Source organism: Clostridium sp., assembly GCF_050717535.1.
Classification (GTDB): Bacteria; Bacillota; Clostridia; order Clostridiales; family Clostridiaceae; genus Clostridium_AD.
Genome location: NZ_JBOITM010000072.1, coordinates 15,791 through 39,041, shown reverse-complemented (window position 1 = coordinate 39,041; position 23,251 = coordinate 15,791). Strand labels below are relative to the sequence as shown.

General features: G+C 30.6%; 18 protein-coding genes. 15 read left to right on the top strand and 3 right to left on the bottom strand.

Annotation, left to right across the window (positions count from 1 at the left end):
• Positions 1 to 28: 28 nt before the first annotated feature.
• The gene (locus tag ACREVU_RS12925) at positions 29 to 2,323 is read right to left on the bottom strand and encodes a YhgE/Pip domain-containing protein (RefSeq protein ID WP_431552012.1); all 2,295 of its coding nucleotides are present in this window, start codon (positions 2,321 to 2,323) and stop codon (positions 29 to 31) included.
• 317 nt (positions 2,324 to 2,640) lie between these two features.
• On the opposite strand from ACREVU_RS12925, the gene ACREVU_RS12920 reads away from it, so the two are divergent.
• The 5 genes from ACREVU_RS12920 (at position 2,641) to ACREVU_RS12900 (ending at position 10,178) form a co-directional block, all read left to right on the top strand.
• Complete coding sequence (locus ACREVU_RS12920; RefSeq protein ID WP_431552011.1) at positions 2,641 to 3,345, top strand: ABC transporter ATP-binding protein; 705 nt, start codon at positions 2,641 to 2,643, stop codon at positions 3,343 to 3,345.
• A gap of 5 nt (positions 3,346 to 3,350) precedes the next feature.
• Complete coding sequence (locus ACREVU_RS12915) at positions 3,351 to 5,669, top strand: ABC transporter permease (RefSeq protein ID WP_431552010.1); 2,319 nt, start codon at positions 3,351 to 3,353, stop codon at positions 5,667 to 5,669.
• Positions 5,670 to 5,783: 114 nt separating this feature from the next.
• Positions 5,784 to 7,307 (top strand): efflux RND transporter periplasmic adaptor subunit, encoded by a 1,524-nt coding sequence (locus tag ACREVU_RS12910; RefSeq protein ID WP_431552009.1) that lies wholly within the window; start codon positions 5,784 to 5,786, stop codon positions 7,305 to 7,307.
• 76 nt (positions 7,308 to 7,383) lie between these two features.
• Positions 7,384 to 9,132 carry a transglutaminase-like domain-containing protein gene (locus tag ACREVU_RS12905; RefSeq protein ID WP_431552008.1) on the top strand — a complete coding sequence of 583 codons (1,749 nt, stop codon included), beginning with the start codon at positions 7,384 to 7,386 and terminating at the stop codon, positions 9,130 to 9,132.
• Between the two features lie 215 nt (positions 9,133 to 9,347).
• Positions 9,348 to 10,178 carry an SLAP domain-containing protein gene (locus tag ACREVU_RS12900; protein WP_431552007.1) on the top strand — a complete coding sequence of 277 codons (831 nt, stop codon included), beginning with the start codon at positions 9,348 to 9,350 and terminating at the stop codon, positions 10,176 to 10,178.
• A 47-nt stretch (positions 10,179 to 10,225) separates the two neighbouring features.
• Here the strand turns inward: ACREVU_RS12900 and ACREVU_RS12895 are convergent, their stop codons facing one another.
• Positions 10,226 to 11,167: a magnesium transporter CorA family protein gene (locus ACREVU_RS12895; RefSeq protein WP_431552006.1), complete on the bottom strand. Its 942-nt coding sequence runs from the start codon at positions 11,165 to 11,167 to the stop codon at positions 10,226 to 10,228.
• A 230-nt stretch (positions 11,168 to 11,397) separates the two neighbouring features.
• On the opposite strand from ACREVU_RS12895, the gene ACREVU_RS12890 reads away from it, so the two are divergent.
• From ACREVU_RS12890 to ACREVU_RS12865, 6 genes are all read left to right on the top strand, one after another.
• A complete protein-coding gene (locus ACREVU_RS12890) occupies positions 11,398 to 11,946 on the top strand; it encodes a manganese efflux pump MntP (protein WP_431552005.1) in 549 nt (182 codons plus the stop codon).
• Positions 11,947 to 11,963: 17 nt separating this feature from the next.
• On the top strand, positions 11,964 to 13,424 hold the full coding sequence (locus tag ACREVU_RS12885) for an aminoacyl-histidine dipeptidase (RefSeq protein ID WP_431552004.1): 1,461 nt from the start codon (positions 11,964 to 11,966) through the stop codon (positions 13,422 to 13,424).
• A 179-nt stretch (positions 13,425 to 13,603) separates the two neighbouring features.
• Positions 13,604 to 14,038: a Fur family transcriptional regulator gene (locus ACREVU_RS12880; RefSeq protein WP_431552003.1), complete on the top strand. Its 435-nt coding sequence runs from the start codon at positions 13,604 to 13,606 to the stop codon at positions 14,036 to 14,038.
• A gap of 15 nt (positions 14,039 to 14,053) precedes the next feature.
• Entirely contained in the window at positions 14,054 to 14,452 is a 399-nt protein-coding gene (locus tag ACREVU_RS12875; RefSeq protein WP_431552002.1) for a DUF6762 family protein, read from the top strand.
• A gap of 62 nt (positions 14,453 to 14,514) precedes the next feature.
• The gene (locus ACREVU_RS12870) at positions 14,515 to 15,573 is read left to right on the top strand and encodes an HD-GYP domain-containing protein (protein WP_431552001.1); all 1,059 of its coding nucleotides are present in this window, start codon (positions 14,515 to 14,517) and stop codon (positions 15,571 to 15,573) included.
• Positions 15,574 to 15,645: 72 nt separating this feature from the next.
• Positions 15,646 to 16,650 carry a rhomboid family intramembrane serine protease gene (locus tag ACREVU_RS12865; protein ID WP_431552000.1) on the top strand — a complete coding sequence of 335 codons (1,005 nt, stop codon included), beginning with the start codon at positions 15,646 to 15,648 and terminating at the stop codon, positions 16,648 to 16,650.
• 87 nt (positions 16,651 to 16,737) lie between these two features.
• On the opposite strand, the gene ACREVU_RS12860 is transcribed toward ACREVU_RS12865, so the two are convergent.
• Positions 16,738 to 18,498, bottom strand: coding sequence for an ATP-dependent metallopeptidase FtsH/Yme1/Tma family protein (locus ACREVU_RS12860; RefSeq protein ID WP_431551999.1), 1,761 nt, complete (start codon positions 18,496 to 18,498; stop codon positions 16,738 to 16,740).
• A 339-nt stretch (positions 18,499 to 18,837) separates the two neighbouring features.
• Here ACREVU_RS12860 and ACREVU_RS12855 point away from each other — a divergent pair, with 339 nt between their 5' ends.
• The 4 genes from ACREVU_RS12855 (at position 18,838) to ACREVU_RS12840 (ending at position 22,944) form a co-directional block, all read left to right on the top strand.
• Entirely contained in the window at positions 18,838 to 19,797 is a 960-nt protein-coding gene (locus ACREVU_RS12855) for a ribonuclease H1 domain-containing protein (RefSeq protein ID WP_431551998.1), read from the top strand.
• Between the two features lie 76 nt (positions 19,798 to 19,873).
• A complete protein-coding gene (locus tag ACREVU_RS12850) occupies positions 19,874 to 20,050 on the top strand; it encodes a YtxH domain-containing protein (RefSeq protein ID WP_431551997.1) in 177 nt (58 codons plus the stop codon).
• A gap of 205 nt (positions 20,051 to 20,255) precedes the next feature.
• Complete coding sequence (locus ACREVU_RS12845) at positions 20,256 to 21,554, top strand: helix-turn-helix domain-containing protein (protein ID WP_431551996.1); 1,299 nt, start codon at positions 20,256 to 20,258, stop codon at positions 21,552 to 21,554.
• 67 nt (positions 21,555 to 21,621) lie between these two features.
• On the top strand, positions 21,622 to 22,944 hold the full coding sequence (locus ACREVU_RS12840) for a helix-turn-helix domain-containing protein (protein WP_431551995.1): 1,323 nt from the start codon (positions 21,622 to 21,624) through the stop codon (positions 22,942 to 22,944).
• The last annotated feature ends 307 nt before the right edge of the window (positions 22,945 to 23,251 follow it).

Below are 23,251 nucleotides of genomic sequence, written 5' to 3'. Positions count from 1 at the left end.
TTCTTATAGTATTTTTAAATGAATGCTATTAATCTGCAAAGCCACTATCATGAAAAAGTTTTGCAGAGCGCTCAGCTATTTTACTCATTTTATCTTGTAATAAAAATCCTGAAAATAAAAAAACAATAAAATATTTGCCAAGTGTTAACACATCCATAATTAATGCTTCTGGTAAAATTCCTGCGATGGCTTCCCTCATCCCACCTATAGAATAAGTATATGGAAGCATAGGGTTTATATGTTGAGAGAACGTGCCTAGCATTTCTACTGGAAATGTTCCTCCTGAGGCTGAAATTTGTAATACCATTACTACAACCAGCAAGGCTTTACCTATATTTCCAAAAATACATACGGTGGAATACATAATAGTAACAAATACAATACTTACATAAAGTCCAAAAAGTACAAGGATAACGGGAGAAACAGCATAAGTCTTAAGTAAAAACAAGTTTCCACCCATAGTTACTAAAACTTGTATAGCTCCAATACTTATAAAGGTAAAATATCTCCCTAAAAATTTTTCTTTTGTAGTTATAGGTATGGTACTTTTAAAGTCGTTAACCTCAACTGATAGGAATGAAAACATTATCAGCGAACCTACCCAAATAGCAAGTGTAGTATAAAATGCGGACATAGCCGAACCATAATTAGGTATTGGATACATTCTATTTTCTTTTATTTCTATTGGGTTTGATAAGAAATTGCTTTCTTTATTACCGTCCTTTTTTAACATGAGGATAATATCATTAAGTTTTTTATCACTAGTAAGTGTTTTTAATTGTTCTGCACTTGAATGCATATCTTGTTCTGTTTTGGGGAAAGTATCCTTTATTTTTTTTAAACTATTTACTTTTGAGTCCACTTGGGCGCCAGTATCATTAAGTATTTTACTGACCGCGGGCAGATTGCCTTTTAGTTTCTGTAACATGCTGGTTGCATTTTTGGATAGCACGGTTATATTATCCATTGCATTATCAATTTTAGGATTGATATTAGTGTCAAATTCATCCGTTAAATTTTTAGTTAAACTTGAAGCTTTATTTGCTCCATTTATTGCAGCACTTACATCGCTAATTAAAATCGGATTACCACGCTCTAATGTATTAATCATAGAATTGACATCATTTTGCTGGGTTGCCATTTCATTTCTAGCATTTGAAAGAGTATTAATTAAAGTCCCAATATTATCGCTTTCTAAAAAATTGTTCATTGATTTATTTAAACTTAAAACATTGTCAATTAATCTTATTCCATCACTATACTGGTCTCTAGCACTAATCAAAGTCTGTTTAATTAAAGCATTATTTGATGGGTGTAAGTCTTGAACATCCTTTAATGAAGATTCAGCAGTATTAGCTATATCATTTATAAGGGAAAGGTTTTTCTTTACAATTGGATATACTTCTTTCATTGAATCTTTAGACTTTGCTACATAGGAACCACTTGTCTTAGTAAAATCCAAAATATTGTCTACTCCATTAGTTATAGCAGGGATATCTCCCTGAACCTTTTTAATATATGTTTGAAACATTACAGATTCCTCATAAACATTATCTAGGGACTTTTTAATCTTAGGCATATTATCATCTAGCTTAACAATCATATCAACCATACTTTCTAGTTGAGGTTTATTATTTTCGAGTTCCACACCAACTTGAGTTAGAAAAGAAAAAATTGTTCCACTAGCTGTTTCGATAAAAGTTTTCGTGATTTCTGCTTGCAGGGAACTTGCACCACTTCCGGTGATTTTTGGAGATATAGCATTTACTTTTTCATTAACTGTGTAAATTAATTTTGCTTTCGTTGGACTCGCGCTAGTTGCAACAGAAAGGAGGTCTGTTGAAAACTCCTTAGGAATAGTCAAGCTAGCATAATATTTACCGTATTTTATACCTTCTTTAGCCTCGCTCTCATTTACAAAAGTCCAATTAAAAGAGTTATTAGTTTTTAAGGTTTTTATCACATCATTTCCAACGTTAACCTTAACACTTCTTAATTCTGAACCACTATCTAGATTAACAACTGCAACTGAAAGCCCTTTGGTATTTAAATATGGATCCCATCCAGCTTTAATATTAAACCATGCATAAAGTGCTGGTAATATAGTTAGTAATAGTATGATGGTTAGGGTTGCAGGACTTTTTACTATGTTTCTAATATCTCTTTTATAAATTCTAAAAACATTTTTGAAATTTATTTTATGATTTATTAAAATGCTTTTTATATAAATTTTAGAGACTCTAAAGGCATTTTTTATATATATTTTAGAATTTCTCAAGGCAATTTTTATATATAATTTAGAGCCTTTTAAAATATTTTTCATAAACTATCACGACCTTACATATTTATTTTTAGGGACTTATTCGCTTTATTTTTTCTATAATCATAATCAATTTTTTTCGAATTTATTTACCAGAATACAAGTCATCAGTATATCTTAGCACCTTTAAGATTAAATGTATATATTAGAAGGGCAAAGAATATACAGCAAAGATTTGGAGCATTTCTAATAAGGTATTGACATCTATAGGCCATTGAATTAAAATTTAACTTAATTGTTAATTAAATACGTGTTGTATGAAAATGGGGACGTCTAGCTATTTCGTTAGCAAACAAAGGAATAGCAGAGGGGGAATTTGATTGAGTGAAGCAATTGTTGTTAAAAATTTAGTGAAGTCTTATCATATGGGTGAAACAAAAATTATTGCTGTTGATGATGTAAGCTTTTCCATAAAAACAGGATCTTTGGTTGTTTTGATTGGAGCAAGTGGTGCTGGCAAATCTACAGTTTTAAATATTTTAGGTGGAATGGATACAGCGACGTCTGGAAGTGTTAATGTTCTTGGACAGGAAATAACAAACTATAATGATTTAAAACTTACATTATATAGAAGAAATAGCATAGGGTTTGTTTTTCAGTTCTATAATCTTATGCCAAATCTAAATGTTCTAGAAAATGTAGAATTGGCAAGTCATATATGTAAAAATCCAATTGATGCAAGAGAAAGCCTAAGGCTGGTTGGACTATCAGATAGAGAAAGAAATTTTCCGTCTCAAATATCTGGGGGAGAACAGCAAAGGGTTGCTATTGCAAGGGCTCTTGCTAAAAACCCAGATTTATTATTATGTGATGAACCAACTGGGGCATTGGATTATATAACAGGTAAAAGTGTACTTTCACTTTTACATAAAATATGCCGTGAGAATAATAAAATTGTCATAATTGTAACGCATAACCTTGCAATTGCACCTATAGGAGATATGGTTATCAGAATGAAGAGTGGACAGGTAGTAAGTATTGAAGAAAATCCATCACCTATACCTGTGGAGAGGATTGAGTGGTGATATAGATGCTAATTCGTAACTTTTTTAGAGATATATTTTCAACATTACCAAGGCTTCTTGCTGTAATAATTATTACGGCCCTTGGGGCAATGGTTTATGTTGGTATGAGTGGATATGGTTATAACCTTACCAAAGTAGCTAATAGTTATTATAAAAGTCAGAATGTTGCTGATTATTGGGTGTATGGAAGTCAGTTTACTAAATTAGATGAAAAGCAAATTGCTAAGCTTGATGCTGTGGAGAGTATACAATCAGAAATCAGTATACCAACAGAAGATTATGAAGATGAAAATATTAGCATTGACCTAAGTGGTGTATCAGGGGATTTTAATATTAATAAACCATATATTATATCTGGAAGGATGTTCCAAAGTAATAGGGAATGTATGCTAGATGCTTCCTACGCAAAAGCTCATAATATCAATATTGATGATAAAATTGAGCTAAGAATTAAAGAAATGGAAAAAAAGTTAACTTTCACCGTTTGTGCGTTAATTAATAGCCCAGAAAATATATACAATGTGGGTGGTATGGAGCTCGTACCTAATAGCTATAAACATGGGTTTGCATATGTAAAAGAAGATGCATTGGGCGATATGAAAGAGATCATGTCCTATAATAAAATTACTTTAAAAGTTGTGGATAATACAGATAAAAATAAATTCAAAGTGGATATGGAGAAAATCCTGGGAACAAAGTTAAACCAGCTTTTAAGTTTTGAGGATAATCAAAAGGCTTCTATTATAATAAGTGAAGTTAAAAATACAAAAGCAATCGCCAGTATACTACCTATGATATTCTTTCTCATTGCAGCATTTATTATGTTTACTACTATGTCAAGGGTTGTAGAAAACAATAGAATGATGATAGGAACATTAAAGGCATTTGGCTATAGCAAAATAGTTATTTTCAATTATTTTTTCTCTTATGCCTTTATAGTGGTTATTTTGGGTAATCTTGTGGGAGTCCTATCGTCAAGCTTAATAACAAACTCAATGTTAAAGATGGCTACTACTAGTATGACTATGCCGAAACTTATAGTTAGCTTTGATGTTTTATCAATTTTCAAGTCGGTAGTTATTACAACTATTATTTGCTGTGGTACAGCCGCATTTATATGTGCCCGTGAGATAAGATACTCCCCAGCAGAATGTATGAGACCAAAGTCACCGAAGGTTGGTCGCAAAAATTTTATTGAAAGAATTAAATTTTTATGGGCAAAGATGAATTTTGAACAAAAGACTATAGCGCGGAATATATTCAGAAATAAAATGAGATTAATTATGTGCGTTTTGGGTGTTTCAGGTTGTATGGCAATTATAATTACAGCTTTTGGATTTCGAGATACTACTGGAAAATTAATGGTTAACATGTTTTCAAATATGTATAAATATGATATTCAGGTAATATTCAAAAAAGACACCTCCATCTTAGAAACTGAGAGAATAAAAAAACTTGTTAGTGTAGATAAGGCTGAAAGTGTAATGAGTGCGGTTATTAAAGTATCTAAAGGTTCTAAAAGTGAAAGTAGTACAATTAGTGTGATGGAGGATACAATATCGCTGATGGTGCCTACTATGGAAGCCATGGATAGTATGGTTATGCCCAGTGGCGGAGTTATAGTATCAACTTTTCTTTCGAAAAAGTTAAATATTCATGAGGGAGATATCATTGACCTTGTAGTTTCGGAAGAAAATGATGTAAGAAAAGTAAAGGTAGTTTCTATTAAAGACAATATCACAGGTTGTTATGTAAGTAGATCCCTATGGAGAAAAATTGGCGAGGAATATACAACCTCTTATATATATATAAATACAAAGGATCCAACTAGTTTTATAAAAAATACAAAAAAATATGACTTTATCCTTGCTATAAAACAAAAGAGTGAACTAGTAGATTCTATAAATAGTCAGATGAGTGCAATGAACACAATTGCCTTCATACTTATTGTTTTTGGTGGAATTCTTGCACTAGTGGTTTTATATAACTTGGGGATTTTAAATTTTTATGAACGAATGAGAGAGCTTGCAACCTTAAAGGTACTTGGATTTATGAATAATGAAATAAAGACATTGGTTTTAAGAGAAAATACGATTTTCACAATTATTGGCATTATTATTGGAATGCCAATGGGTATAGGACTCACAAGATTTATAATGACTGCCTCAGCACAAGAAGATATGACATTTAGTCCATATATTAAGGGTGTTACATTCCTATATGCTGCAGGGTTAACCTTTATGTTTTCTATTTTTGTTAATATGCTTCTTAGTAAAAAGCTAAAGCAAATTGATATGCTTGGAGCTTTAAAAAGTGTAGAGTAGCTCATGTTAATAGCATTGTAACTTCCAATGTAGCTTCCAATAAGAACAGTTGCACAGATGATGATTTGATATTCAAATATTGAATTTATAAAATCAAGGGGGGAATAAATAAAAATGAAAAAAATATTTTCAAAGAAAATTGTAAAATATACTGTAGGGATTGTTATAATAGTAATTGTATCTGTGCTTTTATACAAATCACCTATAGTTCAAAATAAACTTGCAGGCAAAGTAGTTATAGAAAAAACTGCCATAGTAAAGAAGGGGGATATAAAGTTTTTGGTGTCAGGTACAGGAGCAGTATATTATGGGAAAACTGCAGCTATATCATCGAAGGTAAACAGTAAAGTAACAAACATATATTTTAAAGAGGGAGACAGGGTTAAAGTTGGCGACTTGATTTGTGATTTCGATGATTCTGCGGCTATTTTAACTGCCAGCCAAAGCAAAAATGCACTAGTTACAAATCAATTATCTAATGATGCAAATACAACACTTGTAAGCAAACTTAATATTGTGACACCTTTTTCAGGTCAAATTACTAATATTGTAGTAAAACAGGGAGATGTAGTTCAAAAGGGAGGAGAATTATTTACTATTGCTGATACTTCAAAACTAAAGCTAGCAGTGGAATTTAATGCAGCTGATATAAATAAGATATCTGTAAATCAATCCGTTGATGTAAATATAACCTCTTTGATGCAATCGGTTAAGGGAAAAATCACCTATAAAAGTGACAAGTCAGTATCTACAAGTTCTGGAGGTAAGTTATATACTGTAGAAATAACAATGAATAATCCAGGGGCACTTTCAGAAGGTATGAAAGCTGGTGCATCAATAGACACATCAAGCGGAAGTATATCCAGTACAAATAGCGAAGCTTTAGAATATATAAATAAGACAACCGTTATAAGTGAAACTGGTGGCACAGTAAATAATATTTCCATGAAGAAAAACCAACAAATTAATTCGGGAAGCGAAGTTATTAAAATTAAAAATGATGATGTTACACTAAATCAAGAAATAGGTGTTTCTAAGATTACTGATTCAGAGATTCAAATAGCCTCAACTCAGAATCAGCTTGGAGACTATAAAATATATGCACCTATAGATGGTATAATAGCTAAGCAGATAATAAACAAAGGCGATAGTATAATCATGGCACAGTCAGTAACTACTATAGAAGAAACAAATGTAGTACAAGTTGATGTAGATATAGACGAGCTAGAAATAGCTAAAGTTGCTATAGGACAAAAGGCAAAACTTACTGTAGATGCTATTCCCGGGACAATAGCAGTGCCTATAGAAGGTGAGGTTGTAAAAATAGCGCTTGATGGAATTTCTAAAAATGGTGTAACAAACTTTGTAGTAACTATTAAGGTTAAGGGTATACAGAGCATGCTTAAAGGTGGAATGAATTTAAGCGCTGACATAGAAACAGAAAGTACAACTAATGTATTGTATCTTCCCAAAGAAGCAATAAAAAAGGCTTCTGGAAAATCAATAGTAAAGGTTAAAGAAGGTAACGAAAATGTAGTAGAAAAGGAAGTTAAGGTTGGGGTAAGTAATGGTTCTATTGTAGAAATAAGGAGTGGGCTTAGGGTAGGAACTATTGTGATTTTGCCTGGAAATAAGTAATGATATCCTCAAAAAATACCTTATATTATAGAGAATAAGCTTCATAGATTAATTGGTTGTACAAAGTAGATTGGAGATGGTGAAAATAAGTAAAAAAATATCAAAAATAGTACTAACGTTAACTATGGCATTAATTTTAATTATAGGAAGACAAGCCATAGCCTTTGGAATAACAAATCCAACATTAGATTTCCTGAAAATGTACAAGTTAGTTGATACTTATACAATTAGTAATATTAAAAATGGAGATAGTGGAGATTTGCTTAATACAAAAGCAACTATAACTTTAGGAACTGATTTAAATTCTCCATATATCACAAATGTAAGTGATTTTAAAGCATCTGAAGGGACAATAACTAAAGATGTAAATGGCATTTATGTGTTGACGGCTGTAATGGATCGCACAGCTCCAAATACCTCGCATTCTATATCTATTGAAAGAACTTTTACAACAGGGACTATTGATTATAATATAGATAAGTCTAAAGTTACATCAGATTATAGTCAATTAGACAATTATATGGATTATTTAAAAGAAGAAGCTGGTGTAGAAGTAAATAGTTCAGCAATACAGGCAAAGGCTAAGTTGCTAACTGAAAATATTGCTAATCCTTATGATAAAGCTTTTGCAATATTTAGATTTGTTAACACAAGTATGACGTATAATCTAGATTCACAATATGCAAACAAAGGCGCTTTAAGTGCACTAGTTTTTAAAGAGGGTGTATGTCAAGATTATGCGCAGCTATTTGTTGCTTTATGTAGAGCGAGTGGAATACCTGCTAGAACTGTGATTGGATTTAGGAATAATGCTAATTTGATTAACAAAAGCTCTGTTGATTTAACAGGACTCGGGCATATGTGGGCAGAAATATATTTGCCGAGTTATGGATGGACCATTGCCGAACCAACTGAAGTATTTGACAATAACGGTGTAATAATCAAATCAGTATCAGATAATACACTAATGCAATATTTTGCTAAAGCACTTATACCATCGGAACACATTGCTACTAGCTACGAAACCGGTGTGTCCTTTAGAAGTGCAGTTGTTACATCAAATTATTACCGTGAAACAGTTAGTAGACCTACCATGAGCACAAATTCTAAATCAATGCTGTATTTAGAAGATGATGAAATTATTAAAACAATTGAAACGGCTAAATCGGCTATAGAAAATACAGATAATAATCTTACATTAGATAATTATAAAAAAGCAATGGAATTAGTGTATAAGTTGGATGATTCAGTGACAGAAAAAAAATCGTTATTAGAAAAGCTAGATATTATATTAGAGAATTTAGTAACTAAAAATCCAAAAGATGAAAAAATGAAAGAATTAGGTAAAATTATTGTTGCTATTAAAAGAGCGGAATTGCAAACAAGCTACAGTACTTATGATTCAGCAATATACTTAATGTCAACATTAAGTGATTCTGATTTTGGAAAGGCATCAAATAGGCTAAAGGATAGATTATCAATAGTAGCTACTAAAATTGAATATAAAAAATCAAATAGTAAATTTTTAGATTTAGCAGATTTCCCATTTTTACAAAGTAAAGATACTAAAAAAGTTTGGAATATAACATTTACTCAATTAGTTGATGCAAAAACAGTTAATACTGATAATATCTCAATAAAAAACTCCAAAGGCAAATTGATTGATTTTAAGGCATCTTCTAATGGAAAAATTATAAGTATATCACCGATTAATAAATTTGAACTTGATGAACAATATGCAGTTTATATTAGTAACAAGGTTCTAAGTATCAGAGGTGATTGCATCACAAATGGTTGGTACTTCACCTTTAAAATTAATCCTTAAAAATCAAGTGCAACTATTTGCAAGTTTTAACGTAATTTATAATGGGTAATCAAAATGAGAATGTATTGTTGGAGTTAACTATTGTTGGAGTTAATTAAAATGAGAATTTATTATTTGCTTTAAAAGCATGTGATATAATAAACTATAATTTGATGAAATAAACTGTAATTAGTGACGATTAATATTGGGATAAAGCCTATTAGGAGGAATTTAGTGTGAAAAAAAATGAAACTGCAATAATAACAGAAAAGGAATCAGTAAACATAGAGCTGCATCTTAATGAATATGATAAAGGGGCTATGTCTGATTTTCAAAAGGAATTTTTGAATGAAGAGTTAGCGGATCTACCACCTTTAGAAGAGGGTCAAGTATCTATTAATGGTATATATACCTTTGATATGGGAGATAAAATAGAGGTTAGTGTTTATTTTAGAAATGGACTTACAAATCAAATTAACTTTGACAAGGTTCCACTAGTAATTGTAAATAATAATGGAGATATACTTGCGAAACAAACTATGTACATGCAGGAGTTTGGCATATTACCTTCTCTTTCTGCAAGACCTTATAAAATTTATTTTGATAAGGCAAACGTATTTGTTGATACAATTCCAATGGATGATTGGAAAATACAATTTGAAAATACTGTTAGTGCTATAAATACTGTAAAGATTGAATTTGAAGACATGCCAGAAAATATGGACCACGATTTAAAAAATAGCTTCGTAAAATTTTTAAATAAGTTACCATATATAAAAGCTGGAGATGTTAATGTTGAGGTATTTAAAATAGAAAAACGCATGGATAACTCTATTTCTATAGTTGTATTAATCCGTAATGGTTGTGATAAAGTTATAAACTTAGAAAAATTGCCAATATTAGTAGAAGATTTACAAGGCGAAACAGTAGCTAAGGGAATATTTGAAACCCAAAACGTAAATGTTAACGCACATAAAGCTAAAATTTATCAACTTGTTATAACAGAAGATTATATTGTTAATAAGGATTATGACATAAATAACTGCAAAGTACATTTTAAAGCATAAACCCTTGGGGCAGGTTCACACCCGGGGGTCAACCCCACCCCGGGATTTTAAAACATATCCTTCTTGTTCAAGTAATAAATAACCAATATGCCAATAACACCAACGATTGCAACCACATACCAAAAGCCCATGCCTACACCAGTAGTACCAAAGGGTACTCCAGTTACATTCATACCAAATAGGCCAGAAATCATATTAGGTATAGCCATAACTATAGTAATAGCAGCTAGTAATTTCATTACTATATTAAGGTTATTTGAAATAACAGACGCATAAGCACCCATAGTTCCACTTAAAATGTTACTATAAATAGTACACATCTCTATAGCCTGCCTATTTTCAATAATAACATCTTCTAATACGTCATTATCATCCTCATACTTTTCAAGGACGTCTAGTTTAAGCATTTTTTCCAAGGTGACCTCATTTGCTTTTAAGGAAGTAGAAAAATATACAAGAGACTTTTCAAGTGCCAATAGTTGAAGAAGTTCCTTGTTTTTCATGGATTTATGTAACTGTTTCTCTACCATATAGCTTTTCTTGTCAATTTGTCTTAAATATATAAGATAAAAGTTGGCAATTCTATATAAGATTTGTAACATAAATCTTGAACGCTTAAAAGTAAAAAAAGAGCCAACCTTTCCTGTAGTAAAATCTGATAATATTTTGCTGTTTTTTAAACATACAGTAATTATAACTTTATCAGTATGTATCATGGATAGTGGGTAAGTATCATAGGTTAGTGAGTTATCATCCATATCTGTAAAGGGAATATCCAAAATAATTAAGGTGCAATCATCTATATCTATTCGAGAAGTTTCCTCTTCATCTAAGGCAGCTTTTAAAAAATCCATAGGAACATTTGCCTTTTTTGATACAAATATTAATTCCTCATCAGAAGGATCTATCATATTAATCCAGCAACCTGCCTCTATATTTTCCAGCTTTGTTAGCTGTTTATTTTCTGCACTGCTATATATTGAAATCAATATAACACCTCCTTGTATATTCCCTTTACATTATAATCCATAGAAGAGGATATATACAACTAAAATTAATTTAATGATTTTTAGCTATAGAGATTAAAATGGTGTTGACAAAAAACTTTGAATAATTGATAATGAATATGAAATGCTATACATGATGAATTAGAAAATTGGAATAATAATAAAGTAATTATACTAAATATATTGTAGAGTATTATTTTGGGAGGTAATTCATGGATTTATACTCACTTTTTACAATTGCTTTAGCATTATCTTTAGATGCTTTTGGGGTGGCTTTATGTATAGGATTAAATAGTCAAACTAGATTCACAAATAAGATAGGTTTTATTATTTCTTTTGCATTTTTCCAATTTTTATTTTCATACATAGGGGCTTATGCTGGTTTTCTTTTCAACACATATGTAGCGGCCATGCCCAGTATAATTGGTGGCATGCTTATATCTTTCGTTGGAGTGCTAATGATTAAAGAAGGCATTGAGGATCAGGGGAAGTGTCCATTACTGAAACTTAAAATGTATTTTATTTTAGGAATGTCGGTAAGCATAGATGCTATGGTGATAGGTTTCACAGTATTAAATAATATAACAAAGGTTATATTATTTAAAGATACATTATTTATTGGTGGTATAACTCTAGTAATGTCCACAGCGGCCTTTATAATTTCTAAATATCTAAAAAAAATAGAAGTTGTAGGAAAATATGCGGACTATATTGGGGGAATAATTTTAATAATTTTTGGGTTAAAAATGATGTTTTTTTAAACGAAAGGATGATAAACATGTTAGAAAAATTAAAAGGTTTAAATTCATATGAGGCATTTAAATATTTTAAAGAGATGAATCAGATTCCAAGAGGCTCAGGTAATGAGAAAGCAGTAAGTGATTGGTTTGTAAAATTTGCAAAGGAACGTAAGTTGGAGGTTATACAAGATAGTGCGTTTAATGTTATTATTAAAAAACCTGCAACAAAAGGTTATGAGAAGGCTCCAATTATAATACTTCAAGGTCACATGGACATGGTTTGTGAAAAAAACTTAGATATAGTTCATGATTTTGAAAAAGATCCTATTGAATTTATTGTAGAAGGAGATTTTTTAAGAGCTAATGGAACTACTTTGGGAGCTGACGATGGAATTGCAGTAGCATTTGGCCTTGCTGTTCTTGCATCGGAGGGTATTGCTCATCCATCAATAGAGTTATTAATAACTACTGAAGAAGAAACAGGTATGGGTGGTGCTAAGGCGCTAGAGCGTAAAAATTTAGATGGAAAAATATTAATAAATATAGATTCAGAAGAAGAAGGAAAACTTTTAGTAAGTTGCGCTGGTGGAGTAAGAGAAAAAATAATGCTCCCAATAACTTGGGAAAAAGCAGATAAAAGTTTTATAAACTGTGCAATAAGACTAAGAGGCTTAAACGGCGGACACTCTGGAATGGAAATTAACAAAGAAAGAGGAAATGCTAACAAAATTATGGGACGTTTCCTAATGGATTTAAAATCAGTTATAGATTTCAAAATAAATTCAATAAACGGCGGAGCTAAAAACAATGCAATTCCTCGCGAAGCAGATGCTATTATATTGTTTAGAGAAAATGATAAGACACTCGTTATTGAAAAATTATCACAGTGGAATTCTATATTGAAAAATGAACTGAAAAGTGTTGACCCAGAAGTTAATTTAGCTATGGAAATACTAGATAAAAAAGTTGAAAGAAATTTTTCGGATGATACTGCTACAAAAGCACTGCAAGTACTTTTCCTTATTCCAAATGGAGTTAAAAGTATGAGTATGGAAATTGCTGGCCTAGTGCAAAGTTCAACAAATATAGGAGTTCTTATTACTCATGAAGATAATGTAGAATTTGATTCTGCAATAAGAAGTTCTGTAAAGACTTTAAAGCAAGCAATATGTGATGAAACTATAGTACTTGCAGAAATGGTAGGAGCAACTATTGAATTCCAATCTGATTATCCAGAGTGGGCATATAATCCAAACTCTGAGATAAGAAAAGTATTACAAAAGACATATAATGATACATTTGGTAAGATGCCTGAAATAGCAGCTATACATGCTGGTCTTGAGTGCGCATTATTTAGTGAAAAATTTGAGGGCGAACTTGATCAAATATCATTTGGACCTAATGTTTATGATGTACACACACCTAAAGAGCATTTAAGTATCTCATCAACAGATAGAATGTTTACTTACTTGGTAGCAATATTAAAGGAAATTAAATAAACAATCTACATTAATGTATTAATCCGTTTTAGTGGGTTCTGAAAGGCTTTTACTTTTGTAGAAGCCTTTTTGTAATATGAAAAAAGATCCATTATTCAATGCAATGCTTGTATTCATGACAAGATTGAGGTATATTATAATTGTTATAATTGTTATAATAATTTAGTAAGGTGATGTAAATGGATATAATTTTGTACTTAAAAGAGAAAAATATTAAAGTTACTAAAGCAAGAAAAAGTATATTGGAAATTTTACTTTCTAGTGAAGATGCTATAAATGCAAATCTTATATATTCATTGCTTAAAAAAGATAACATAAAAATAGACTTGTCTACGGTATATAGAACACTAGATTTGCTGGAGAGTAAAAAAATTTTAAATAAATTTGATTTGGGAAATAATATGTATAACTATACTATAATTAAAAATGCGCATAAACATATAATTCAATGTGATTTATGTCATAAGGAAATGATTATAGATTGCCCTATACCTCAGATAGAGGAACAAATAAGAGCAAAGACTGGAATAACACTTACAGAAAGTCGTGTTTATTTAAAAGGTATTTGCAAAGAATGCAGTGAATGTAGTGACTGCAATAAATGTAAAAAATAAGAGAGGATGGTTTTTATGCAATTTTCTTCACTAGTACTAATGGAAATAGATAAAGAAACTAATCAATTTGTTAAAGAACTTGGAAGCTTTGAAGCTTCAGAGGGAGCACAATTTGTTACAAAATTAAATTATTATGGAGAATCCATAAACTTGTATTTTGATACTCAGGTAGATGTGGAGGAGTGGCAATATACAGCAATTTATGATTATTTTAATGAAGAAGCTTTTAAATCTAAAGGTTATTCTATTGAAGTTATCGATGATGAATATAACCCAACTTGGCTGGTAAAGTTTGAATATTCTAAAGACCATGAGGTTGTTTCCGATGCTATAATTGAGATATGTGAGTTAATAAAGCAAGAACTTAAGGAAGCCTTTGAAAAAATCAAAGGAAAAGAAGAAGAATATAAATAGATGAAAAAATGTTGGCAATTTATAAAAATACTTAATTTAAGAATGAATTTTTAGGAGTAATTATGAGACTTGAATTTATTAATAGAGTAAAGGTTGACGAGATTTTAGGACGAAATATATTAACAAATGACGGAAGCATTTTGCTACGAACAGGAGTCAAGTTGACGGAGCAGTATATTGTAAAGCTAAAAGAATTAGGCGTTTTTTATGTATATGTAGAAGATGCTAGATTAGATGATATAACAATAGAAGATGAAAAATTAAGTGATTTAAAAGCAATAACAATGAAAAATATGTCTAAGATAATAAAAAATGTAACCACTGGAGATAAAAAAGGTACTAAAGATTCATTAGCAGTTGTGGAAGATTTAGTTAATTATATTATCGAGATGGGTGATGTAAATAAAAGCTTGTATGACATTCAAACTTATGATAATTATACCTACCTTCACTCTATAGATACAGGAATTATGGCGATTTTTCTTGGCCTTTCAATGAACCTAAAGCAAAATGAATTAAAAGAGCTAAGTATTGGAGCAATATTACATGATATAGGTAAGATTAAAGTTCCTATAAAGATTATAACAAAGCCAGGTAAACTTACAGTTGAAGAGTTTGAAGAAATTAAGAAGCATCCTACTTATGGAAGAAGTATTCTAGAAAAAAATTATTCTATATCTACCGAGGTCCTAAAAGCAGTAGAATTTCATCATGAAAGAGTTGATGGTAACGGCTATCCATTTGGGCTTATGGGTAATGCAATCCCTAAATTCGCAAAAATAATTTGTGTTTGTGATGTTTATGATGCTGTAAGTAATGATAGAACTTATAGAGAAAAATTTAGTCCTAGTGATGCTTATGAACTAATTTTAGCAGGTTCTGGGAATGCCTTTGACGAGGAAATAGTACAAAGATTTAAAGAAACATTCTCAGTATTTCCGTTAGGTGTTTGTTTAAAGCTATCCAATGGAGTGGAGGGCTATGTAATTAAGCAAAATAAAAATTTTCCTGATAGACCTATAATAAGAGTGCTTTATGAACATAAAACTAGAAAACCTATTAAATTTTATGAAATAGATCTATTAGAATTTCCTAATGTTGTAATTAAGTCAATAATATGAAATGGGTGTCATCCAAATGGCAAGTTTTAACTTGCCATTTGTCACGTGAGTGACACCATATAGGAGCAAAATATGAAAGAAAAAAATATAGAAATAGTTATGAATGGTCTTACGAGGCAATATGGATATTTATTAGACAATATAAAAAGTGGGGATAACAATTCTGAACTATGGACATTGAGCAAAGATATAAGTGGAGTGCAGTACAGATTAATATTTATGAACTCCCAGAGCCTAGATAAGTTAAAACAATACCATATTTTAGAGGACAAAAACAATATATATATACTATTCTCTGATGATGAACTGAGTTTAGAAAAAGATAACCAGGCCCTTTCAATGAATAATTTATCAGAAAAACCAACAATTAGAGTAGAATTAAAAGGTAAGAAAGTAAACTATTCTCAAAATGTTAATTTGCAGGTAGTTCAGGAGCTAGCTTCTGTAATGAGCAATAACAATTTGAGAAGTAGTAAGGAAAAAATAAATTTAGAAGATAAACCTTGGATTACTATAGGTATTATAAGTATAAATGTTATTATGTATATAATTACGGCTTATTTAAGTCTTGTTTATGCAAAAGGTAGTATACTTAATAGTGATATCAATGTTCTAATTTTGCTTGGAGCTAAAGTTAATGAGTTAATCCAAAATGGGCAGTATTACAGGCTTATTTCTTGTATGTTTTTACATGGCGGGCTTGTGCATTTAGCTGTAAATATGTATTCGCTTTATGCTATTGGGCCAATGGTTGAGAAGGTTTATGGCAAGGTAAAATACATTGCTATTTATTTTATTTCTGGAATAATTGCATCTGTATTCAGTTATATTTTTTCAACGAGTGTTTCTATTGGAGCATCCGGTGCAATCTTTGGATTACTTGGAGCAGTACTTATTTTTGCAGTTAAGTCTAAGGGCAAAACGGGTAGTGGATTTATAAAAAGCATTTTATCAGTAATATTTATAAATATATTTATTGGAGCAACATTGCCTAATATCGATAATTTCGCCCATATGGGTGGACTTATGGGCGGAATGCTAGTGGCATTCTTGGTTTCTTTTAGAACAGAGAGTTAGCCACCCAGACCACGGAGTAGAACTACACCCTGGGTAAGTTAAAAAAGAAGGCCTCTCAAGGATTTATCTTGAGGGGCCTGATATGTTTTATGCAATTTTATTTTTTTTGTCTCCAACAATATTAATTAAATCTTCATAATATATAGTTTCTTTTTGGATTAATAAATCTGTCATAGATTCCAGAACTTCTTTTCCATCTGTAAGGATATTTTTGACCTCTTCATATAATTCTGAAATTGTGTTTTTACATTCTGAAAATACCGCTTCTTGATTTGCAAGTCCTGAGTCACTTAGTTTGTTCATAGTAAGTAGCCCCAGTGCTTCACCCATACCATATTCTGTTACCATGCTTGTTACTAACTGGGTACTTCTTTGCAGGTCATTGTAAGCACCTGTGGTTACATGATCTTGTCCGAAAATAATTTCTTCAGCTGCCCTACCACCTAAAAGTACCATTATTTTTTTCTTTAAATGCTCCTTGTTATGATACAGAGTCTCTTCAGGAATACTTAGTGTATAACCGCCTGCACCTTTAGTAGTTGGAATTATAGTTACTTTTGATACTTTATCATTTGGCAACACTTTAAGTGAAATTAAAGCATGTCCTGCTTCGTGGAAGGCAGTAATTTTTCTATCTACATCTTTAATATAGCCTCTATTCACTTTCTCATAACCAGCTAGCATTATTGAATAAGCTTTATCTAAATGTTCATTTTCAATGAAACAAGAATTATCTTTGCAGGCAATAATAGCTGCTTCATTGGCTAAGTTCTCTAGTTTTGCACCTGAAAAAGATGTAGTTTTATGTGCCCACTCCGAATAATCTATATCCTTTATAGGTTTATTTTTAAGATGAAGCTTTAAAATTTTCTCTCTAGCGGATACGTCAGGTAAGGTAACTTCAATATGTCTATCAAAACGGCCGGGACGCAGTAGAGCGGGATCTAACATATCAAGTCTATTGGTTGCTGCAATTATAATTATGCCTTCTGTTTCATTAAAACCAGACATTTCTGTAAGCAAGGCATTAAGTGTCTGATCTTTTTCGTCAGAACCACCACCACTTCCGTTATCTCTTTTCTTACCAATAGCATCAATCTCATCGATAAAGATAACTGCTTTGCCATGACTTCTTGCTTTTTTAAATAAACTTCTAATCCTTCCAGCACCAACCCCTACATATATCTGAACAAAATCTGAACCGGATACAGCATAAAAAGGTACGTTTGCTTCTCCAGCCACAGCTTTTGCAAGTAAGGTTTTACCAGTTCCAGGATCACCATATAAAATCAGTCCTTTTGGCATTCGAGCACCATAAGCTGAATATTTTTTAGGGTTTTTAAGGAAATCTACTATATCTTGTACACTATCTTTAGCTTCTTCGTTACCTGCTACATTATCAAAGTTAAAACCTATATCCTCAACGCAAGCTACATCAAGATTTGTAGCTGAGAACATGCTTTTCGTTTTTATCTTTGAAGATTTAAAGGCCATAATTCCAAGCACTATAAGTGATATTACAAAGCCTGCAATTGAAGCTATTTCAGCAGGATTTGTTAAAGTTTGCTCAGAAACGTTTATTCCACTTTTTAATAAATTTTCTTTGAAATTATTTGTTCGTGGATTATCTGTTTCATAAATACTACCATCCTTAAGTTTAACTTGAATTTTAGGAGAGGCAGTTACATATACAGTGGATATGTTTTTAGAAGAGGCATCTTTTAGAAAATCTATATATAATTTATCCGTAGATATTTTAAAAGTATTACTCACAAAGATGAGGAATACTAATGAAAAAATTGCAGTTATAACAGGAAGTAAAATATACTTGTTTTTAATTTTATTCATAAGCTCAAAGCGATAAAAGCACTATAGATTTAATATAGTAGCTAAGTCGCCTCATTCACCATCCTTTTATATATTTTATTTTTTCTCTTTTCTACAAATTGAGAGATTGTAATATGTACTACAAGGATTAGTATAATATGTTTTTAAGGCCTTGTCCAACGATACTCATAGAATTTGGAAATGTAAATATTGTAAAAAATGCAATTGATAAATTCATAATTTGTTGTATACTTTATTTATAATAGATATAGTGGTATTCCATATGACTCTAAGTTTGAACTACAATTATGAAAAAGTTTTAGGGTATGAAATACATTTACACGAAGGAGAATGGATAAAATGGCAAAGAAAGTTTACGCAATAAAAGAGGGCTTTAATTCTAATACTAACCAGAAAATAGAAAATAAAATAGTCAACACTTGGGCAGAGTGCTTAAAATATGTAAAAGGTGTAAAAGGAGCTAAGTATAAGAGCTTTGAGGATATAAATGAAGCTGAAAAGTTCCTAAATGATGCAGGAAGTTCACTAAAAAAAGCAGATAATAATTATCCGAAAGATTGTCTTCATATTTATGTGGATGGTAGCTATAATTCTGCCACAGAAGAGTATTCTTATGGAATGGTGGCTGTTCAAAAGGAAGTAGTTCTTCATATAGAAGGTGGAGCAGGAAAAAGTGAAGCGGCAAAAAATATAAGACAAATAGCAGGGGAATTAGAAGGCGCAGTAAAAGGGGCTCAGTATGCCCTGGGCAGAGGTGAAAAGAAGGTGTTAATTTTTCATGATTATGTAGGAATTTGTTATCATGCTACGGGTTTTTGGGAAAGGCGCGAAGAATCATCAAAGGAATATTATAAGAAAATGCAAGAACTCATGAACAGCGGACTAGAAATTTTGTTTGTTAAGGTGGATAGTCACACGGGAGATTTGTTTAATGAACTTGTTGATGAAAAGTGTAAAGAAAAATTAGGGATAAAGTCAGATAAGGTGGTAGAAAAATGGCTTAAGAAAAATATTATAAATGTAGCGAGTCCTGATGTAAAAGAAGAAATTTTAAAATTAGCTCCTAAGGGTGAAAATAATATTATTATTGTGGAACCTGTTGATAATCATGTGGATAAAAGAGATAAAGCAGAGAAAGAAGAAGTTAAGGTGTATGGCTTTAATGATATTATTAATGAATATAATATAAATCCAGAAGCGGCAAATAGTTTAATAGATAATTTAAGTGACAAAGAAAAAACAAAGTTCATTAAACACTTATTAGAGTGCAATGGGAGAATTATTGGTAGTAATTCATAACTTTTTTTAAAATAGACTAATTATTTCAAAAAATGCACATGCTATAAAGAATAAATAAAGAAAGGAAGTGTAACTTATGGCGGGTAGATTTATATCAACAATTACAACAGGTGCTATAATTGGAGTAGTTGCAAGTGCGATGTTAATGCCTAATATGGATAGAAGCACAAAAAGAAGAGTTAGGAAAACTGGCAAAATGGTAAAAAACATGGCAGAAGATGTGTTTGATAGCATGAAGGACTATATTTTATAAATATCATTAAAAAACTCCACACCATATAACATTATATGGTGTGGAGTTTTTTAATGATATCTCCTAAAATTTAAAATTTATTAGAAATATTTTGCAGTTTAAATGGAAACTATGTTATAATTGAGTAAATTGTCTAAGGTTGTTTAAATTAATAATATTATATACAATATTATTAATATTACCATGCAGCGAAGGAAGAGTGATTATGGAAATATTGTCTTTAGGTGAAAAAATCAAGAGAAAAAGAAAAGAACTCAATATGACATTGAAAGATCTTGCAGGAGCGAGAATAACTCCAGGACAAATTAGTCTGGTTGAATCTGGAAAATCTAATCCTAGTATGGACCTTTTAGAATATTTAGCAAATGCTTTAAATACAACTGTTGAATATCTAATGGAGTCAGAAGAAACTCAAGCTGAAAAAATATGTTTATTTTATGAAAACATTGCTGAATCACTTATTCTAAATAGCGATCTAGTACAGGCGGAGCAAAATATTGAAAAATCACTATATTATTCTGAAAAATATAAATTGGAATATAGGAAAGCCAGAAATTTATCATTAAGAGGGGATATATACATGGCTAGGGAAGAGATCGCATCTGCTCAACAGGTTTTTCTTTCCTCAAATGTTATATTTATAAAGAATAACTCTTATGAAGAAATAATAAAGACTTTTCTAAAACTTGGGAGAATAACACTTAAACTTAAGGGATATCAGTCAGCTTCAAGCTACTTTCAGCAAGCTGAAAAGGTTTTTATAGACAATGAAATGGGAAATGACTTTTTATTAGGTGAAATATACTATTATATAGGTTACACTTATTTTAAGTTAGAAGACATGGAAAAAGCTATAAAATACTCCTATTTGGCTCAAGAAAAATTTAAGCAAATAGATAGTAAAAAAGAATATGCTAATTCACTTTTATTATTGGCAAATGAGTATAATGAAAAAGGTGATATTAAGAATGCAATAAAATATTCCAAGATTACTTTGAAAGTATTTTATGAAATCAATAATTTAACTTATGTTTCTGAAATAGAGAATAATTTAGGAAGATTATTTTATGAGTTTGAAAATATGGAACAATCCTTTATTCACTTAAATAAAGCTAAGGAAATAAGACAAAAGACTAAGGATTTAAAGTTAGTTGATACATTAGCTAATATATGTGAAAATTATATCAAGCTTAAGGCTATAAGTAAAGCGAGAGAAGCTTTAGAACGTATTTTAGAATATGTGGAAGATGGTAATCATACAGCATTGCATCAATATTATTTATTAAAATATAAGATTGATTTATTAGAAGGTAATATGAATGAAGCAGAAAACACATTGTTACAAGCACTGAGTTTTGTAAAAGAACAAGAACAAACTAAGGAAGCAGCAGAGATTTCAATAATGATTGGGAAGTTCTATATTGACGGTGGTAAAGATAAACAGGCGGCTAGATATCTAAATGAGGGTGTAGAGTTATTTAACAAACTTGGAATGATTAAGTGATTTAAATAAAATTATTTTATGGCATGCGTCATAAAATAGTTATCTAATCTATAGATAGGTGATGAAAATGGAAATATTATCAACGGGAGAAAAGATTAAAAGGACTAGAATTTATAAAGGGTATACATTGAGAGAAATGTGTGCTGACAAAATCTCAGTATCTAAGATGAGTTGTATAGAAAACAACAAAGTTATGGCAGAACCATGGGTATTGGAACTAATAAGTGAAAAATTAGATATAGATATTGGATATTTAAATGAAAATGTAAAAGAACAAGTTGAGACAAATATTGTGGTATTAAAAGAAGAAATGGAGGATAATAAATCTAATGATAACAAAGCTAAGGATAATAAATCTAAGGATAGCAAAGATTTAAAGGATAATGACTTTGAGGCTAGAGTATCCTATAATTTAGAGTTTGCTGAAAAATACAACTACTATGACTTTGCTATTGAATTAATCCATATGTTGTTTAATTTCTATTTAGACAAAAGAGACTTTGAAAAGACGCAATCAATTACTTCAGAGTATTATGATTTGTATTTAAAAACATCTAATAATGATAATCAATTAACTTACTATATAGACATGGCAAGACTCTTATATATAAAAGAGGAATTTCTTCAAGCATCTAGCTATTATTGTAATGTTAGGCATAGGTTAAGAAACAATGAAATTCCTAATTATAAAAAATTGATTATTGTGACTTATAATGAGGCCGCTTGCAATATTATGTTGAAAAATTATGAGAGAGCTTACGAAGTAGGTAGCAGATTATTAGATTTGGTAGATTATGTGGATACGGAATTTAAAGCTGCTGAGATATATCATATGTTAGCAATGTTATCTATAAGAATGAACAATGGTAAGTTTGAGGAATATGAAAAAAAATCCTATAAGCTTTATAAAGATAAAGCATCCAATAAGGCAGTAGCTATTTATAATTATGGGTCCACAATGTTTGACTGTAATATGAAAGCTACAGCTATCAAATATATAAATAAGGGATTAAGTAGCTATCCTAGGGATAACAAGGTAGGACTAGTTAGATTTATGCTGGATTGTGTTAATGAGCTTATTGAAAATGATGTGTTGGAGCTTGCACAATCTATTTCAGATGAAGTATTAAACTATGCAATTAACTTAAATGATATTAAATTCATTGAAAAAGGATATTACTATAAAGCAATTATTCTTGACAAGCAAGGGAATTCATCTAGTGCAGAGATGTATATGAATTTATCACTAGATTCACTACTCAAATTTGGCGGAAAGCAAGATATATATATGCGTTATTTAGAGATGGGAAGTATGTACCATAAACTTGGCAGTGTTGCTGAATCCATAAAGTACTTTACTTTAGCTATACAATTAGAGAAAAAAATGTAGATATAAAATAATAAAGATGCAGGTTTAGGATTTTCCTAAACCTACATCTTTTTTTTATTATATAGGAAACAGCTTGCGGAAAATAATGTGGATAACTTTTTTATAGATGAGAGTTAATATTTCTATCAAATGTTTTTAGTCGCAAAAAAAAGTATATATTACGTATAATGCATTTGAATAAGCTTTAGAACTTCTTATTTTATTTTAAATTAAGCTGCGTTAAGAAAAATATATGTTTGAGCGAAGCGAGTTTATATTTTTTAGCAGCTTAATTAAAAATAAAATTAGTAGTTCTTAGCGAAATGAA

Coding starts and splice junctions, on each gene's coding strand:
- ACREVU_RS12865 (WP_431552000.1), top strand. CDS start 15,646: ATGAAAGAAAAAAATATAGAAATAGTTATGAATGGTCTTACGAGGCAA.
- ACREVU_RS12915 (WP_431552010.1), top strand. CDS start 3,351: ATGCTAATTCGTAACTTTTTTAGAGATATATTTTCAACATTACCAAGG.
- ACREVU_RS12910 (WP_431552009.1), top strand. CDS start 5,784: ATGAAAAAAATATTTTCAAAGAAAATTGTAAAATATACTGTAGGGATT.
- ACREVU_RS12885 (WP_431552004.1), top strand. CDS start 11,964: ATGTTAGAAAAATTAAAAGGTTTAAATTCATATGAGGCATTTAAATAT.
- ACREVU_RS12875 (WP_431552002.1), top strand. CDS start 14,054: ATGCAATTTTCTTCACTAGTACTAATGGAAATAGATAAAGAAACTAAT.
- ACREVU_RS12890 (WP_431552005.1), top strand. CDS start 11,398: ATGGATTTATACTCACTTTTTACAATTGCTTTAGCATTATCTTTAGAT.
- ACREVU_RS12850 (WP_431551997.1), top strand. CDS start 19,874: ATGGCGGGTAGATTTATATCAACAATTACAACAGGTGCTATAATTGGA.
- ACREVU_RS12905 (WP_431552008.1), top strand. CDS start 7,384: ATGGTGAAAATAAGTAAAAAAATATCAAAAATAGTACTAACGTTAACT.
- ACREVU_RS12860 (WP_431551999.1), bottom strand. CDS start 18,498: ATGAATAAAATTAAAAACAAGTATATTTTACTTCCTGTTATAACTGCA.
- ACREVU_RS12855 (WP_431551998.1), top strand. CDS start 18,838: ATGGCAAAGAAAGTTTACGCAATAAAAGAGGGCTTTAATTCTAATACT.
- ACREVU_RS12870 (WP_431552001.1), top strand. CDS start 14,515: ATGAGACTTGAATTTATTAATAGAGTAAAGGTTGACGAGATTTTAGGA.
- ACREVU_RS12845 (WP_431551996.1), top strand. CDS start 20,256: ATGGAAATATTGTCTTTAGGTGAAAAAATCAAGAGAAAAAGAAAAGAA.
- ACREVU_RS12840 (WP_431551995.1), top strand. CDS start 21,622: ATGGAAATATTATCAACGGGAGAAAAGATTAAAAGGACTAGAATTTAT.
- ACREVU_RS12880 (WP_431552003.1), top strand. CDS start 13,604: ATGGATATAATTTTGTACTTAAAAGAGAAAAATATTAAAGTTACTAAA.
- ACREVU_RS12925 (WP_431552012.1), bottom strand. CDS start 2,323: ATGAAAAATATTTTAAAAGGCTCTAAATTATATATAAAAATTGCCTTG.